Annotated in this window: 13 protein-coding genes; 5 read left to right on the forward strand and 8 right to left on the reverse strand. The window is 62.1% G+C overall.

Annotated elements, in window-relative coordinates:
- Nucleotides 1-324: 324 nt before the first annotated feature.
- The 5 genes from J2X09_RS06620 to J2X09_RS06640 are packed head-to-tail and all read left to right on the forward strand — an operon-like array spanning nt 325 to nt 4,576.
- On the forward strand, nt 325-948 hold the full coding sequence (locus J2X09_RS06620; RefSeq protein WP_310307794.1) for a thermostable hemolysin: 624 nt from the start codon (nt 325-327) through the stop codon (nt 946-948).
- Nucleotides 945-2,405, forward strand: coding sequence for an AMP-binding protein (locus J2X09_RS06625; protein WP_204732553.1), 1,461 nt, complete (start codon nt 945-947; stop codon nt 2,403-2,405). Before J2X09_RS06620 ends, J2X09_RS06625 begins: the two co-directional genes overlap by 4 nt.
- Nucleotides 2,402-3,085, forward strand: coding sequence for an iron-containing redox enzyme family protein (locus J2X09_RS06630; protein ID WP_204732552.1), 684 nt, complete (start codon nt 2,402-2,404; stop codon nt 3,083-3,085). Before J2X09_RS06625 ends, J2X09_RS06630 begins: the two co-directional genes overlap by 4 nt.
- A complete protein-coding gene (locus J2X09_RS06635) occupies nt 3,082-3,924 on the forward strand; it encodes an SDR family oxidoreductase (protein ID WP_204732551.1) in 843 nt (280 codons plus the stop codon). Before J2X09_RS06630 ends, J2X09_RS06635 begins: the two co-directional genes overlap by 4 nt.
- Nucleotides 3,914-4,576 carry a tetratricopeptide repeat protein gene (locus J2X09_RS06640; RefSeq protein WP_310307797.1) on the forward strand — a complete coding sequence of 221 codons (663 nt, stop codon included), beginning with the start codon at nt 3,914-3,916 and terminating at the stop codon, nt 4,574-4,576. Before J2X09_RS06635 ends, J2X09_RS06640 begins: the two co-directional genes overlap by 11 nt.
- Here J2X09_RS06640 and J2X09_RS06645 read toward each other — a convergent pair.
- The 8 genes from J2X09_RS06645 to J2X09_RS06680 form a co-directional block, all read right to left on the reverse strand.
- Nucleotides 4,563-5,912, reverse strand: coding sequence for an ATP-binding protein (locus tag J2X09_RS06645; RefSeq protein ID WP_204732550.1), 1,350 nt, complete (start codon nt 5,910-5,912; stop codon nt 4,563-4,565). The two genes, J2X09_RS06640 and J2X09_RS06645, sit on opposite strands and share 14 nt — an antisense overlap.
- Nucleotides 5,909-6,583 (reverse strand): response regulator, encoded by a 675-nt coding sequence (locus tag J2X09_RS06650; protein WP_204732549.1) that lies wholly within the window; start codon nt 6,581-6,583, stop codon nt 5,909-5,911. The genes J2X09_RS06645 and J2X09_RS06650 overlap by 4 nt, the downstream gene beginning before the upstream one ends.
- A 47-nt stretch (nt 6,584-6,630) precedes the next feature.
- Nucleotides 6,631-6,816: a hypothetical protein gene (locus J2X09_RS06655; RefSeq protein WP_204732548.1), complete on the reverse strand. Its 186-nt coding sequence runs from the start codon at nt 6,814-6,816 to the stop codon at nt 6,631-6,633.
- Nucleotides 6,816-7,346 carry a cytochrome b/b6 domain-containing protein gene (locus tag J2X09_RS06660; RefSeq protein ID WP_204732547.1) on the reverse strand — a complete coding sequence of 177 codons (531 nt, stop codon included), beginning with the start codon at nt 7,344-7,346 and terminating at the stop codon, nt 6,816-6,818. The genes J2X09_RS06655 and J2X09_RS06660 overlap by 1 nt, the downstream gene beginning before the upstream one ends.
- Nucleotides 7,343-7,600: a PepSY domain-containing protein gene (locus J2X09_RS06665; protein ID WP_204732546.1), complete on the reverse strand. Its 258-nt coding sequence runs from the start codon at nt 7,598-7,600 to the stop codon at nt 7,343-7,345. Before J2X09_RS06665 ends, J2X09_RS06660 begins: the two co-directional genes overlap by 4 nt.
- Before the next feature lie 574 nt (nt 7,601-8,174).
- A complete protein-coding gene (locus J2X09_RS06670) occupies nt 8,175-9,989 on the reverse strand; it encodes a hypothetical protein (protein ID WP_204732545.1) in 1,815 nt (604 codons plus the stop codon).
- Nucleotides 9,986-12,616, reverse strand: coding sequence for an ATP-binding protein (locus tag J2X09_RS06675; protein WP_204732544.1), 2,631 nt, complete (start codon nt 12,614-12,616; stop codon nt 9,986-9,988). The genes J2X09_RS06670 and J2X09_RS06675 overlap by 4 nt, the downstream gene beginning before the upstream one ends.
- A gap of 29 nt (nt 12,617-12,645) precedes the next feature.
- Nucleotides 12,646-13,989 (reverse strand): DNA methyltransferase, encoded by a 1,344-nt coding sequence (locus tag J2X09_RS06680; RefSeq protein ID WP_204732543.1) that lies wholly within the window; start codon nt 13,987-13,989, stop codon nt 12,646-12,648.
- Nucleotides 13,990-14,161 lie beyond the last annotated feature (172 nt).

Below are 14,161 nucleotides of genomic sequence, written 5' to 3' on the forward strand. Positions count from 1 at the left end.
TGCCATGGAGGAAAGGTGTCTGTTGCGGCCTGCGTTGGCGCGACGTGGGTGGGCGGAGGGGTCGCTGGCTCCATCGAGTTTCTCGCCAGGAGTTTGCCGCCCAACGGCCCCGATGACGTTCTGGCGCAGGAAGTGCGCTCCAGGCTGACTTCAGAACCTCAACGGCATGCCGCGCACACCCGCGAGATGCCTGCACAGGTGACGCCAGACGGTAGTGTTGCGGCGGTGAACGGCGTGTCTCAGGCCATGTATTCCTCCTCCCCTTAATCTTCCACAAATCCTCGCTGAGCACCATGGCGACTCCTTCAAGGAGTTTTCATGCCCATGGCGCATCCCAGTCTGTCTGCCGCCCCGGTTTCACATCCTCATGTGGCGCCATCCCTGGCCATCTGCCATCCGGACGATCCTGAGCGGGCCGAGGTCGAGTTCTTCATTCACGAGGTGTACGCCCGCCGCTATGGCGCCCGCGTGTTTCACTTCGCCCCTGTCCTGGCGTTCCTTCGCGACGCCACCGGCATCATCGCGGCCGCAGGCTATCGTGCCGCCGACCGGGCGCCGCTGTTCCTGGAGCGCTATCTGGCGGCCCCGGTGGAACACCTGCTGGCCCACAGCCACGGAACAGTTCCTGCGCGCAAGGACATCGTTGAAGTCGGACACCTGGCCGCCAGTCGCGCGGGCGAAGGTCGGCGTCTGATACTGATGCTGGGCCGCCACCTGGCCCAGCAGGAATTCCAGTGGGTGGTGAGCACCCTCACCAAGGAACTGCGCCATCTCTTTCTGCGCATCGGGGTCACGCCGCTCACGCTGGGCACCGCCGATCCGGCCGCCCTGGGAGACGAGGCCGTGCACTGGGGCAGCTACTACGACCACACCCCCCTCGTGCTGGCAGGGCATCTGCCGCAAGCGATGCGGCGCCTCTCGACCCGTCACGACGGAGCCGCGCCATGACCGCGCCGAAGAACGGCATTGCTGCTCTGCACGACGGAGGCAGATCGTGGTTGGCCAGCGAGCTGGATCTGGCGGTGTCCACCTGTGCGGACATGCTGAGAACAGCGGGTGTTCGGGTGCTGGCCACCCTGCTGGACAACTCGGTGGCCTGGGTGGTGGCGGACCGGGCGGCGGAAAAGGCCGGCATCGTGCACGTACCTCTGCCGCTGTTTTTCACGCAGGAACAGACGGGCCATGCGTTGCGCGCCACGGGTGCGGACGCCCTGCTGACACCGGCCTTTCTGCCCTGGCCACAAGCCACCACGATGCCGTGCCGCGTGGCAGACACCGCACTGGCCTTGCACCGCCTGCCCGGCGCTCAGGTGCCGATGCCAGCGGGCACGACCAAGATCACCTTCACGTCGGGCACCACCGGCATGCCCAAGGGCGTGTGCCTGCGCGCCGCCACCATCGACACGGTCTCGCAGGGTGTGGTCCAGGCGATGCGCCCGCTGCAGATCCAGCGCCACCTTTGCGTGCTGCCGTTCGCGGTGCTGCTGGAGAACGTGGCGGGGCTGTGCGCGCCGCAGATGAACGGTACCACCTGCATCGTGTTACCACTGGCCGACGTGGGGCTGAGCGGTTCGTCCAGCTTCGACCCTGTTCGGTTTCACGCCACCGTTCTGCAGATGCAGCCCGACAGCCTGATCCTGCTACCGCAGATGCTGCGGCTGTGGGTGGGCTACCTCGTGGCCACGCAACAACGAGCCCCTGAGGGACTGAAGTTCGTGGCGGTGGGCGGGGCGTCCGTGGGGGAGGGTCTCGTGAAAGCCGCGTGCGCGCTCGGCATTCCCGCCCACGAAGGCTACGGGCTTTCAGAAGGGGCATCCGTGCAGACACTGAATCTGCCCGGCGCCGACCTGCCCGGCAGCGCGGGCCGTGCGTTGCCGCACGCGCGCCTGCGCATCAGCGCAGACGGTGAAATCGAGGTGGCCGGCAGCCTGTTCGCCGGCTACCTCGGTGACACACGCGAAGCGCCGCCGTGGTGGCCCACCGGCGATCTGGGCACGATCGACCCGCAGGGATTCCTGCACGTCAGAGGCCGCCGCAAGAACGTGCTGATCACCTCGTACGGGCGCAACGTGTCGCCGGAGTGGGTCGAAGGCGCGCTGCAGGAAGCGGGCGTGGCCGTGGCGGTGGTCTTTGGCGATGCTCAGCCCACGCTCGGCGCAGTGCTCTGGCCCACCCACGCCGGCATGCCCGATGACGCACTGCAGGCGGCGGTGGACGCGGCCAACGCCCGCCTGCCGGACTACGCCCGTGTGCACCGCTGGGTGCGTGCCAGGCGCCCGTTCGACGCCGCCAGCGGCATGGCCACCGCCAATGGCCGGCCGCAGCGCGCCGCGATCTTTCAGGCCCATGCCGACGCACTGGGTCCCACCCCTTCCCCTTTCATTCCATCGACGGAGTCTTCATGAGTTTTTACGAACAACTGGTGTCGCAGACGGCACTGGACCGCGCCTCGTTGCTGTCCACACCCATCATTCAGGGCTGTCTGCGCGGCGAGGTCTCGCTGCCGAGCTATATCGCCTTCCTTCGCGAGGCCTACCACCACGTGCGCCACACCGTGCCGCTGATGCAGGCGTTCCGGGCGCGCATTCCCGCGGGCCGCGAATGGCTGGCTCCCGCGCTCGATGAGTACATTGAAGAGGAACAGGGACATGACGAATGGATCCTGGACGACATTTGCGCCTGCGGCCACACAGAGCCGGTGCGCGACAGCCAGCCGGGCCAGGCCACCGAGGTGATGGTGGCCTATGCCTACGACACCATCGCACGACGCAACCCGCTGGGCTTCTTTGGCATGGTGCATGTGCTGGAGGGCACAAGTGTGTCGCTGGCCCTGCTGGCCGCCGACCAGATCCAGAAACCGCTGGGGTTGCCGGACTCGGCGTTCAGCTACCTGCGCTCGCACGGCACGCTGGACCAGGAGCACGTGCAGCACTTCCAGTTGCTGATGGACCAGATCACCGATCCACAGGACCAGGCCGACATCGTGCACGCTGCAAAGGTGTTCTTCCGGCTCTACGGCGACGTGTTCAGGAGCCTGCCTCTGCCGCAGCCGCGCGCCATGGTGTCCGAAGGGGTAGCGGCATGAAGGCCAGCCAAGCGCGCGTGCTGCTCACCGGCGCCTGCGGTGGCATCGGCCAGGCCACCACGGCCGCCCTCACCCGCGCAGGCGCGGCGGTGCTGCTGGCCGGCCGCTCGCCGGCCAGGCTGTCCGCGCAGGTGCGCGCGGTGCAGGCACGCCTGCCCGATGTGCAGCTGGACTGGCACGAGGTGGACCTGCAGCAGTCGGTGTCCATTGCCGCCCTGGCCCGGCATGCCGCCGACTGGCAATGCAACGTGGTCATCCACTGCGCCGGAGTGCCGGAGTTTGGCCACTTCGACACCACCGCACCCGACCGCATCGCCCAGGTGCTGAGCACCAACCTGCTGGCACCCATGCTGCTCTCGCAAGCGCTGCTGCCACACCTGAAATCGCTGCCCCATGCGCAGATCGTCTGCGTGGGCTCGGTGCTCGGCGCCATCGGCCTGCCCGGCTACAGCGTCTACAGCGCCAGCAAGTTCGGCCTGCGCGGTTTTTCCCAGGCGCTGCGCAGGGAATTGCACGACACCACGGTGCGGGTGCAATACCTGGGGCCGCGCGGCACCCGCACGGCCTTCAACTCCTCCGAGGTGAACGACTACAACCGGGCCACTGGCTCCGCCACGGATCCACCCAAGGCCGTCGCCCAGGCGTTGCTCCAGTTGCTGGAGGCCGAGACGGCCGAGCGCTTTCTCGGCTTTCCGGAAAAGCTCGCCGTGCGCCTCAACGGGCTGGCTCCAACGCTGCTGGATGGCGCGTTCGACAAACACCGCGCGAGCCTGCCCATGCGAATGAAACACCTGCCCCACGCCCCATCCCATTCCGAGGAAATGAAAAATGCACATTGACCGCCACACCTTTCTGCGCGCCACTGGCGCACTGCTTCTGGCCGCCGCTGGCATCGGCACGGGTGCCGCCCATGCCGCACCCGTCGACGACGCGGTGGCCGACCTCCAGCGCGACTGGGAAGTCATCCGATACCAGACCGCCGCCTCCGAGCGCGAGAAGCGTTTCGAAGCCCTGGCGGCCAAGGCGCACAAGGTCAGCGAGAGCTTCTCGGGTCGCAGCGAGCCGCTGGTGTGGGAGGGGATCATCCTCAGCTCCTATGCCGGCGAGAAGGGGGGCCTGGGTGCCCTGGGGCTGGTGAAGCAGGCCAAGGCGCTCTACGAGTCCGCCATCCAGATCGATGGCAATGCGCTGGAAGGCTCGGCCTACAACAGCCTGGGCGTGCTGTACTACAAGGTGCCCGGCTGGCCAATGGCCTTCGGCGACAAGGCCAAGGCGGGTGAACTGCTGCAGAAGGCGCTGTCCATCAATCCCCGAGGCATCGATCCCAACTTCTTCTACGGCGAGTACCTTGTGGAGACGAAGCAGCCCGAGAAAGCGGTGGCCTATCTGGAGAAGGCCTTGCAGGCACCCGCCCGGCCTGGCCGGCAGGTGGCCGACACGGGGCGCCGGGAAGAGGCGCGCCAGCTGCTGGACAAGATCAGGGAGAAGTGACGCGGGTGAATCGGACAGAGGCACGCACCGCGTCGCCACCCGCCGCGTCGTAAACGACCTCCAGGCCATGCAGCGCGGCGATGCGCTGGGCGATGGACACGCCTAGCCCGCTGCCGCCTTCCAGCTGGCCCGGCGGCCGGCGGAAGCGCTGTCCAAGGCTGGCGAGCTGTTCGGGCGTGAGCGGCCCGCCAGGGTTCTCCACCTCGATCCGAGTGGCCATCATGTTCAGCAACACGGTGCTGCCGGCTGGTGCGTACCGCACGGCGTTGTCCACCAGGTTGCGCAGCAGCACTGTCATCAGGTGGGTGTTGCCCATCAGCGGCAGCGCCGGACGGCCTGCGTCGGGCCAGTCGCAGGCCAGCTCGATGCCACGCCGGTCGGCGAGTTCGAGGCAGTCGCTCATCACCTGCTCCACGATGGGTGGCCATTCGATCTCGGTGTCCAGCAGCTCGGTGGTGGCCGCCTCGGCGCGCGAGAGCGAGAGCATCTGCGTCACCAGCCGGTCCAGGCGCATCAGGCCGGCGTCCATCTGTCGCTGTGCCTGAGCCCGCTCTTCTTCGCTGTGCGAGCGCTTGACCACGTCCCATTGCGCGCGCAGCACCGCCAGCGGCGTGCGCAGTTCGTGCGCTGCATCGGCGGTGAACCGGCGCTCGCGGCTCAGGAGACTTTCAATGCGCTCGAACAGGCTGTTCATCGCCGCGAGCAGGGGCTTGAGTTCGGCCGGCGCCCGGACATGGACCAGCGGCGCGAGGTCGTTGCCACCGCGCGACTGAAGGTCGTCCGTGAGGTGGCGGATGGGACTGAGCGCACGCCGCACGGCCCAGGCCATGGCGAGAAGAAGGATCGGCAGCACGAGCAGCCAGGGCACGATCTGGCTGGCCACGAGGGCGAACACCACCTCGTCTCGTTCGTAGGCACCCTGGCCCGCTGCCACGAGCCACTCCCCCCCTGGGGACTGCAGGTAGTAGATGCGCCAGGCGTTGCCATCGATGGTGCCGTTCACGAAGCCCGCCGTGTCGGCCCGGTACGGCAGGCCCTCACCCTCGCGGTCGGAGATCACACGCCGGCCCTCGCGGTCCCACACGGCCACCGCCATGTCGCGCACGTCGCCTTCCCCGCTGTCGAGCTGCGTGGACGGCGGGGCAATCGCGAGGTCGGCCAGCGCCAGCGCGGGGAGCATGGTGGCCTGCACTTGCCGCGCGAGCCGGATGAGTTCGGTGTCGTACAACTCGTTGACCTCGTGCCTTGAGCGGTCGATCGAAATGAGGACGGCCACGGCCCAGACCAGTGGCGCGCAGGCCAGCAGGTACAGCATCAGGCGCCGCTGCAGGCTCATGGCGCATCCTCCACACCACCCAGCGCGTATCCCACGCCTCGCACCGTTCGAACCACAGACGGATCGATCTTGCGACGCAGGTGATGGACGTGGACCTCGAGCGCGTTGCCTTCCGGTTCGGCCTCACTCCAGTCGTAAAGTTTTTCGCGCAGTTTCGACTTGGACAGCACGCGCTGAGGTTCGAGCATCAAGGCCTCGAGCAGCGCGAGTTCTTTGGCCGTGAGCTCCACACCCAGCCCTTTCCAGCGCACGAGCTTGGTCGCCGGCTCGTACTCGAGATGGCCATGCCGCCAGGTGGGTTGTGCGCGGCCGGAGGCGCGGCGCAGCAAAGCGCGAAGGCGAGCCGCAAGTTCGTCGATCGTGATGGGCTTGAGCAGATAGTCGTCGGCACCGGAATCGAGTCCGGCGATGCGCTGATCCACTCCATCGCGGGCGGTGAGCACCAGCACCGGCAGCTTGACACCCCGGTCGCGCCAGCGCCGCAGCCACACCAGTCCATCTCCGCCGGGCAGCCCGAGGTCCAGCACCATTGCATCGTAAGGCGCGGCGACCAGCGCGCCGTCCGCATCGTTGCCATTGGTGAACCAGTCGGCCGCGTGGCCCAGCTGGCGCAGCCCCGCGACCAGGGCCTGGCCAAGCAGGACATCGTCCTCGACGAACAGCACACGCATGGAGACCCCTCCGTTCTCCGCCCGATCGGGCGGACGACCGGCTTCCATTATGCGGAGCAGACACGCAGCAGCCCGCAGACCGCCCGGGTCAGGCCGTCGACGGCCGTCAACAGCGAGAGGGGTTCGCCTGTCAACGCGGCGTAAATTGCGCACTCGGCGCCCAGGATGACAACAGCCACCACGCCAGCGGCGGCGGTGGCACACAGCCGGCCCATGCGAACGCGGGATGGCATCAGTAACGTTCCTTCACCCCGGTCACCATGGCCTTGATCAGGCGCGTGCGCTCGATGCGGCCCATGACGAGGGCAGCCAGGGCGTGCAGGCCGACCATGGGCATGAACCCTTCGCCCAGGCCTTCGTGCAGATCCTGCACCCAGTCCACGCCCCAGAAGGCATCCAGCGTCTGCATCCAGCCGGTCAGCCCGAGGGCCAGCACCATGACCATGAGGCCAAGCACCATCAGCGCGCCAAGGGGGTTGTGGCCCCATGTGTGCTCAGGCTGGCCACGCACGAGCATTCGAATGTGCCTTGTCACACGCGCTGGCGTAGGAAAGAAGTCCACAAAGCGGGCGTGACGCGGGCCGACAAAACCCCATCCCACGCGCAGGATGACGAGAACGGACGCGGCATATCCCAGCCACTGGTGCAGGGTCTCACCCTCCTCCACCACGAAGAGATTGAGAAGAACGCACGCCACCAGCGACCAGTGGAAGACCCTCACGAAGGGATCCCAGACGCGCTGCGATGCCTTGACCGTGCTCACTTCTGCAACAGTGGCTTGCCACTGACGGGATCGAAATAGATCTCGACCTTCTTGCCCGTCTTGTCTGTGCCATAGATCTCGTAGCACTGCTGCTTCGTGACCTTGAACGTCTTGATCTTGTAGCCCTGGGATTCGAGGTTCTGCCTGAAAGCCGCCTCCGGCTGCCACTGCTCTTTGGGTGCATTGCAGGTGGGAGAGGCCATGGCGGAACTGGCTGCGGCGAGCACGAAAACGGAGAGAACGAAAGACTGCATGGGTTTCCTCGTGCGTTGAAGATCCCGCAATTGCGCGGGTGGGGAAATTTCAACGCACCCGGATGAACGCCAGCTTAAGCAAACGACCACCACTGTTGGAAGCCGCTTTTCAGACAGCCCCTGCGATAGCCCCTCACGAGGCGGGTTCTTGATCGCAAGAAGTGGAGTGGCTCAAGCTCTCCGAGTCGCCACTACAAAGAACGAGCAACGCACAGCGCAGAAGCAAGACCATGGCTTTGCTGCGCGTGCCCGTGCTGGTCAGGAGTTGACGGGATCGGGAGGGGCCAAGCCGAAGACAGCCCAATTGTCATCCTTCGAGACAGCGTGCTGCGCATTGGGGCTTCGGCGTCGGGAAGGTCAGCGCTATAAACGCTGCTTTGGAGACTTGGTGCGGCTGGCGGGGATTAACCCCATGTCCAGCGCCCATTGACGAGCACCGAGTGGTGAGAACAATTTTACGCCACTAGATTGGGCTAGCAACGAGTACATGAAGAAGCCCGGAGTTCCAACGTAGGATCGCGCCCCCAGTGAGCCAGGCGAGCCGTGCTACAGGCCCACAGGGGGAGTCGTTACTTCATGCGCATGGACCACAGACTGGCATATCCGGCGCCTTCGGTGTCTGTGGCCGCAAATAGTCCAGATCGAAGGCGTCGCGATCCACGACGGCAAGATAGCTGCCCAAGATGGCGGACGCATAGGGCATCCGCACTCGGCCAATGCGTCGGAGGTTCCAGGTGAAGCCTGCACAAACTTCCGGCTGAATGGCCGTAGCAGCCTTGGCTTCCACAAAAGTTCCGTGTGCGATGTACCGGAATGGGCCACTGGTCGCCAGAGTCAGCTGGCATCTTGCATCCTTCAACTCCTTGGGGAGCGCGGCGCCAGCGTTCAAACGAGTCTTTACCGCCTTGTTTAAGCTGCCGAACACGGATGCACTAAGGACCTGCTGGCCAGGCAACAGACAGTCAGGTACCGCCTGGTCAACGTGGTACTCCAAACGGCCGTCAGCGCGATACGACACGAGATCCAATAAATCAAGCCGAACCGATGTAGTTTTTCTCAGGTCGCAAACCCATTGTTTGCCGCCGAGCAGGAAGGGCAACCGAATCTGCTTTTGGCTCGACGGGTCGTTGATGTTTTCGAGTTGCTTGAGCATGACGAGAAATCCGGCATCTGAATCCCGATCTCCCTTGGGGCGCAGCATGATGTCACACGGCTGAACTAGCAGAATGAAGCGATAAGCAGGTGCGTCGTGCTGGGCATCCATCTCGAAAACGTCCCCGCAGGCCAGAGGGGAGCACCCATTGTTGACCAGGTCCTCCCGCTCCCAGACTTCCTGCGCTCTGAACATCTCAAGCTTCTTGTGGTGGACGGTGGCATCAATCCCGAGCGGGACACCTCGAAGCGAGCGCAAGCGTCGCTCGTTTTCGCGGGTATCTTGGTCCACGGAGAACATGTGTCGGAACGACTCAGACATAGACGCAGTTAGCGCACGTTCCACAACGTGGAGTTCGGAGACGCCCTCCGCGTAAGCCCGTCCAATGACGTACTCATCCAACTGTTCCGGCGGAACTTCTAGTAGATCGTTACTCGCATTCCGAAACGCTTGAGCAATGTGGCGGTGTACGCGGGTCAGGACCTCATGCACGTTGCGACGCAGGCCTGCTCTCTTGATGGCAATACGAAGCGCCATGGCGACGGTCGCGTCTCGACCTTCCGTCGTTGAGGCAGCCTCACCTTCAGGATCGAGGCGATCCTTAGCTATTACACAAACGGGGGAGACATCCAACGAACCATCCTGCAGTAATAGATTGCGCAGCTCAAGTTCCTTTTCTGCTTCATTGGTCTTGGTCGCGTAATGGGTCAGCAGAAGTGCCGTGGCTTTGGAGCCGGCGCCGTGAAGCGTCTTCAGCAAATCCAAGCCACGCGTGTTGCCATCAGCCCCTTGAACATCGTTGAGATCGATGATGTAGCTGATCTCAGCATCACCACCACCCTTACAAAGCTCTAGCATTGCCACTTCCGAGTTTTCGAAAGGCCAGCGATCTTCCTTTGCGATGTGCAGATGGGCGCAGACACTGTCGATTTGCCCATCGGACAGGTCTTCAGCGCCATTGTCTTCGAGCCTCAATTGAACTTTCCTCAATAGGCTGACGCGCTCAGCTTCAGTAAGGTTAGCGACTGCCTGTTCCAGTTCGTGATTGCCTGTGTCGTCACCGCCCACTACCTTGTTCAGGGCCTGCTGAATCGGCTCAGGAGATACCCCTCCCGCGTCCTCGGCGTGGGCGATGAGAAGCTCAATCAACTTTTCGGGTGACGCAGTGGCAAAACGGTCGTCAATCCAGATCACCCGTTTTGAACCGAGCAGCTCCAGCGCCTCAACTGGCTTCATCGCTTCCCTCCTTGCATCACAGCTCCTAGATTTACGGTGAACTTGTACCTACGACCGTCTTGATTCTTGTCAGCACTTAGGCCAATGCTGCATCCGTCAGCTGCAAGTAGTTGCGCAGAAATGAACAGCCCCAGGCCCTGGCCGCGTTCTGAAGCGGGCTTGGCCGAGATGAACATGTCAAAGATGCTGTCCTCGTAATTCGGATCAATGCCCGGGCCACTGTCTGCCACAGAAAATCCAGACGCGGTAATGTCAACGCGAATGCGCTTTGGCCGCTTGATCTCCAACACGTCAGTACCCCGACGCAGCCAGTAGACGCTATTCCTCACTAGGTTGTCTAAGACTGCAAGCAGCCGACCTCGATTGATCTTGGCGATAGCTTTGCCAGCTTCGCCGCGAATCTCGAAATTGATACCCTCCCTCTCCAGGCCTCCAATCCGATTCGCTTTGTACTGCGCGACGAAGTCGAAGAGGTCGATTGTTTCCTTGACCGTCCGAGTGCGAGGAAGCAGCGGATCGATGATGGCCGCAGCGCTTGTGATGCTCGCGCACGCCGCGCGGATGGAACGGGTGTGCCGCGCTACGCTCTTCACATCTGCCCGACCCTCCTTCACCAGTTCCTCTATCCCAATAATGCGTCGGCGGATCTCTACGATATGGGTGCGCAACTCGTGAGCCAGGCCCCTAGCACTCAAGCCCACGGCCGCGCTCTCATAGAGCGAGAGCATCCGTTCTTTGCTGTCCGTGAACTCCTGTCGCAACATGCGCACGGCGCTACTGGCTTGGGCTCCCTTGTCAAGGTTCCGCTGGACCGTATGGGCTTTTGCCAGTGCATCTTTCAGTACGCCCGCAGCGCCTACGCCATCCGATTGCTCGACAAGACCCAGCCCTTGCTCTAACGCGGCGACGATCGACTCAGCGCCCTGCTTTGCCGCAGCGGCGTGCTCCACCGTCTCTTCGACGACTTCGAACGAGTGCTCTGGGGTCGACATACGGGGAGTATTCACCGGCACTGCCTGACTGGCGTATCGGTCCATCGCTCGACGTACTGCCTCAAGCGACTCATTTGCAAAAGATCTGCACTCCAGCGCGATAGCATTGAAGCCTCGGTAAGCATCGTTCTCAACGAAGCTCTCGCGGTCAGATTTCTCGACCAATCTGTAGTTGTGCTCTCCAGTCAGCGCAAAGTAGCCGAGAGTGTTGTGGACACGTAGCTGATAGGTGCTGCCGGTGGTCATCGCCTCCGCAAGTTTGAGCCAATCGCCCTGCGAGCGAACTCGGAAACCATCTCGTAGTATGGAGATGCCGGCCATCCGCTTAATGGTGGCACGATCAATGCCCAGACCTGCTGCGGCCTCAACGTCAGCTTCAGAGTCTGTCGGACTAACATCGGCGGATTCGTCGCTGGAGATGTCCCGCAGATTGAAATAGTAAAAAGCCGCAGTGAAAGGACCCGGGTCTTCTGCCTTGAAGTTTTTAGCGCCGGTCTTGATGTTCGACCATCGAATCTTCTGCCGAACTTCGACAAAACAGTCAGTATCCGGCTTCGGGACGACCGTGTAGCGTTTCAGTCGCGTCGGATCACTCAGCCAGTCAAGAAAGCTGGCACCTCCGTCTTTGTCAAAAACCTCTTTCGACTTCTGTTTTTGAGCTCGACTACTTCCTACTGCGGCACGAAATAACCGTTCCTTAAATCGCGCAACACATAGCAACTCAGGCTCTCCACCCGGGACGGTTTGCCAAGTGAAATGGAAATCTGCGACTGCCCGTGTAAGCAATGTCTCGGTAACGGAGACAAGACTTGTCTTGTCTCCATCGACATCCACCGTGACTGGGAACTGTGCCTTGGCCTCAAAAGGAGAAACCAAGGTGGCCAAACTGAGTTTGAGCGCCGCAGCGCCGTTGGCCCACTGGCTAGCACTCTTCAGACCGTAAACGGAAACGCGCGTTCCTTTGAAACCGTCGGGATTGGGAAGATCTGTTTCGACGAAGACGGGGATCTGGTCGACGGTCTCGGCTCTTTCGCAGTCCGCCCATCTGAATACAGCGGATGCCATTTTTTGGTTTTCACCAGTGCTAGTGACCACCTCCAGGATGTCACCAAGCTTCATCGACCCTAGGCGGCCCACACCCTTGTCGCCCAGCGGAGTTCGCCCTTTAGCGGTTGTGGCTTTTTGTGTGCCCTCGCCTGACCGCTTGTAAGACCCACTAATAGTGAGCCAGGACTTGCGCAACTTTTCAGCGGCGATACCCTCGCCGGCGTCCTCAATGCTTATGTAGCCAGTCCAGCGGAGCTGCCGCTTCACGAGGTCTGCAGGTCGGATGAGGTTTTTGACCTGCCAATTGTCTGTGACTTTTAGTTCCTCGCCACCCGCCGAGAAGCATACGCGGACGTTCTCTGCGTCCTCACGGAAGTCAAGGAGGCGACTGGCTCGCTCCTCGTGCGAGATGGATCCGCATGCCTCTGTGCGGATCACGATCTTGCAGCCAGGGGAGTCGGCGTCATAGGCGTTCTTGACGCATTCAAGGATTGCTTGTTCAGCATCTGTAACAAGCTCTTCGCCCAGCTGGACGAGCACCCGGGCAGAAACCTTGATCTCGTCTTGCCGCTGATCTTGTTCGTCCAATGCCATTTCCTCCCAAATTACGCGGCGATCTACTTCTTCTTCGTACTCTTTTTCGCCAGCACGATGATTTCCGTGTTCATTGTGCTAGACAGATTATTGCGAGCAGCCATCTTCTTGGCGTGAATGGATCGATGTACGCGTCCGACGGTGTGGACGCCACGCTTATCCAGCATCTCTTCCAGTATTTCCTCCATCGGCATCCGAATACCCTCGATGTGTCGGCTGCCAATCGTCCAGGCATGGTACCCACCAGGATTAGTCGAGCTACAAATCTGTTCAATACAAGGTTCGAGGTCGCCAAAGAAGGCGCCGAATCGTTTGGCGCCACTGCCCTTGGATGACAGTTTGGCCAGGTAATTCTTCACGGACTCAAACTCTGTTCGCAGCTCTTCTGCTCGCTCCATCGCGTTTTTGGCACTACCACCTAAACTGGCGGTATCCAGCGCGTGGCTATTCGCGAGCACACGGGCGTCAATAGAGCGACTAATGTCTTCCGTGGGAATCCACTGCAGAGGCAGGAAGGCATACTGGCCATATGGGATTGTGGTTCTGTTGTCCCCATAGGGAGGCGACGTCATGACCACGTCGAATAACTGCGCAGCCTCCTCCAACGCGCTGGTGCTGTCACCTGCAGTGATGCTCACGCTCTTTTGATACCAGCCCTGCATCAGGAGTCCCTTTTCTGCCCAGTCGACGGCTTGGTCCTTCAGGTGCTTCTTGTAGTTCTCGATTGTTTCAACAAAAGCTTTGATGGGATCGGCTTCGGCGTTGATGTCCTCTGCTTTCTTGATGTGAAGCTTGTAGGTCGAGTTGCGGGAATTGCAGCAGGTCCGGATAACCCGAGCTAGCGCCAGCCAAAAGAGCCGGCGAGCCCATAGAGCGTCCACCTCTTTAACGTTGCGCGCGATTTTGGAGATGCCGAGCGCCACCTGGGCCTCGAACCACTTGTCCCGGCCGAAGAAGGTTGCTTCGTGGCGAGTGATCCCATCAGCGTGAATCTGCGAGATCAACTTGGCTGCCCTATCCGCAAAAGCATCGACAAAATACGGGCCGGATTTAGCCAGGCACGAAAGGACTGCGAGCGGGTTGATGTCGACACCTGTGAAGTCCAGTCCCAAGTTCATGCTCTCCACAAGGACCGTGCCCGAACCCACGAACGGATCTAGCACCCTTTGGGACTTGGGTGACACCTCTTGAATGGCCGCGAGGATGTTGCCCTGTAGATTGGGCACCATCATCGCTGGATAGTGGATCAGCGCGTGCGCACCGCGACGCTTGGAGGCATTCTTAAATGACCAATAGTCTTTGCCATGTCGTTCTTGGGTGGCCCTGAGGCTGTCGATGAGAGGGTCTTCCTTGACTTCTTGCAGCATACCGCGGACCGGCCAAATCTGTTGGCGCGACCAAGCGTAATGTAGGGCATCCTGCAATCCACCCCAACAGGACACTCACTGGGCTGCTGCCGGTTTCGTTGACACCGGCCTAAGCTTCTTTAGCTTGCTCGAACTGTATGGGACTGACGTACCCGAGCGTCGAATGCCGGCG

The organism is Hydrogenophaga laconesensis, from assembly GCF_031457235.1.
Lineage (GTDB): Bacteria > Pseudomonadota > Gammaproteobacteria > Burkholderiales > Burkholderiaceae_C > Hydrogenophaga > Hydrogenophaga laconesensis.

Bases quoted from the DNA above. Each gene is read 5' to 3' on its own strand.
- J2X09_RS06655 (WP_204732548.1), bottom strand. From the start codon at position 6,816: ATGCCATCCCGCGTTCGCATGGGCCGGCTGTGTGCCACCGCCGCCGCT.
- J2X09_RS06680 (WP_204732543.1), bottom strand. From the start codon at position 13,989: ATGCTGCAAGAAGTCAAGGAAGACCCTCTCATCGACAGCCTCAGGGCC.
- J2X09_RS06630 (WP_204732552.1), top strand. From the start codon at position 2,402: ATGAGTTTTTACGAACAACTGGTGTCGCAGACGGCACTGGACCGCGCC.
- J2X09_RS06650 (WP_204732549.1), bottom strand. From the start codon at position 6,583: ATGCGTGTGCTGTTCGTCGAGGACGATGTCCTGCTTGGCCAGGCCCTG.
- J2X09_RS06620 (WP_310307794.1), top strand. From the start codon at position 325: ATGGCGCATCCCAGTCTGTCTGCCGCCCCGGTTTCACATCCTCATGTG.
- J2X09_RS06635 (WP_204732551.1), top strand. From the start codon at position 3,082: ATGAAGGCCAGCCAAGCGCGCGTGCTGCTCACCGGCGCCTGCGGTGGC.
- J2X09_RS06665 (WP_204732546.1), bottom strand. From the start codon at position 7,600: ATGCAGTCTTTCGTTCTCTCCGTTTTCGTGCTCGCCGCAGCCAGTTCC.
- J2X09_RS06640 (WP_310307797.1), top strand. From the start codon at position 3,914: ATGCACATTGACCGCCACACCTTTCTGCGCGCCACTGGCGCACTGCTT.
- J2X09_RS06625 (WP_204732553.1), top strand. From the start codon at position 945: ATGACCGCGCCGAAGAACGGCATTGCTGCTCTGCACGACGGAGGCAGA.
- J2X09_RS06645 (WP_204732550.1), bottom strand. From the start codon at position 5,912: ATGAGCCTGCAGCGGCGCCTGATGCTGTACCTGCTGGCCTGCGCGCCA.
- J2X09_RS06670 (WP_204732545.1), bottom strand. From the start codon at position 9,989: ATGAAGCCAGTTGAGGCGCTGGAGCTGCTCGGTTCAAAACGGGTGATC.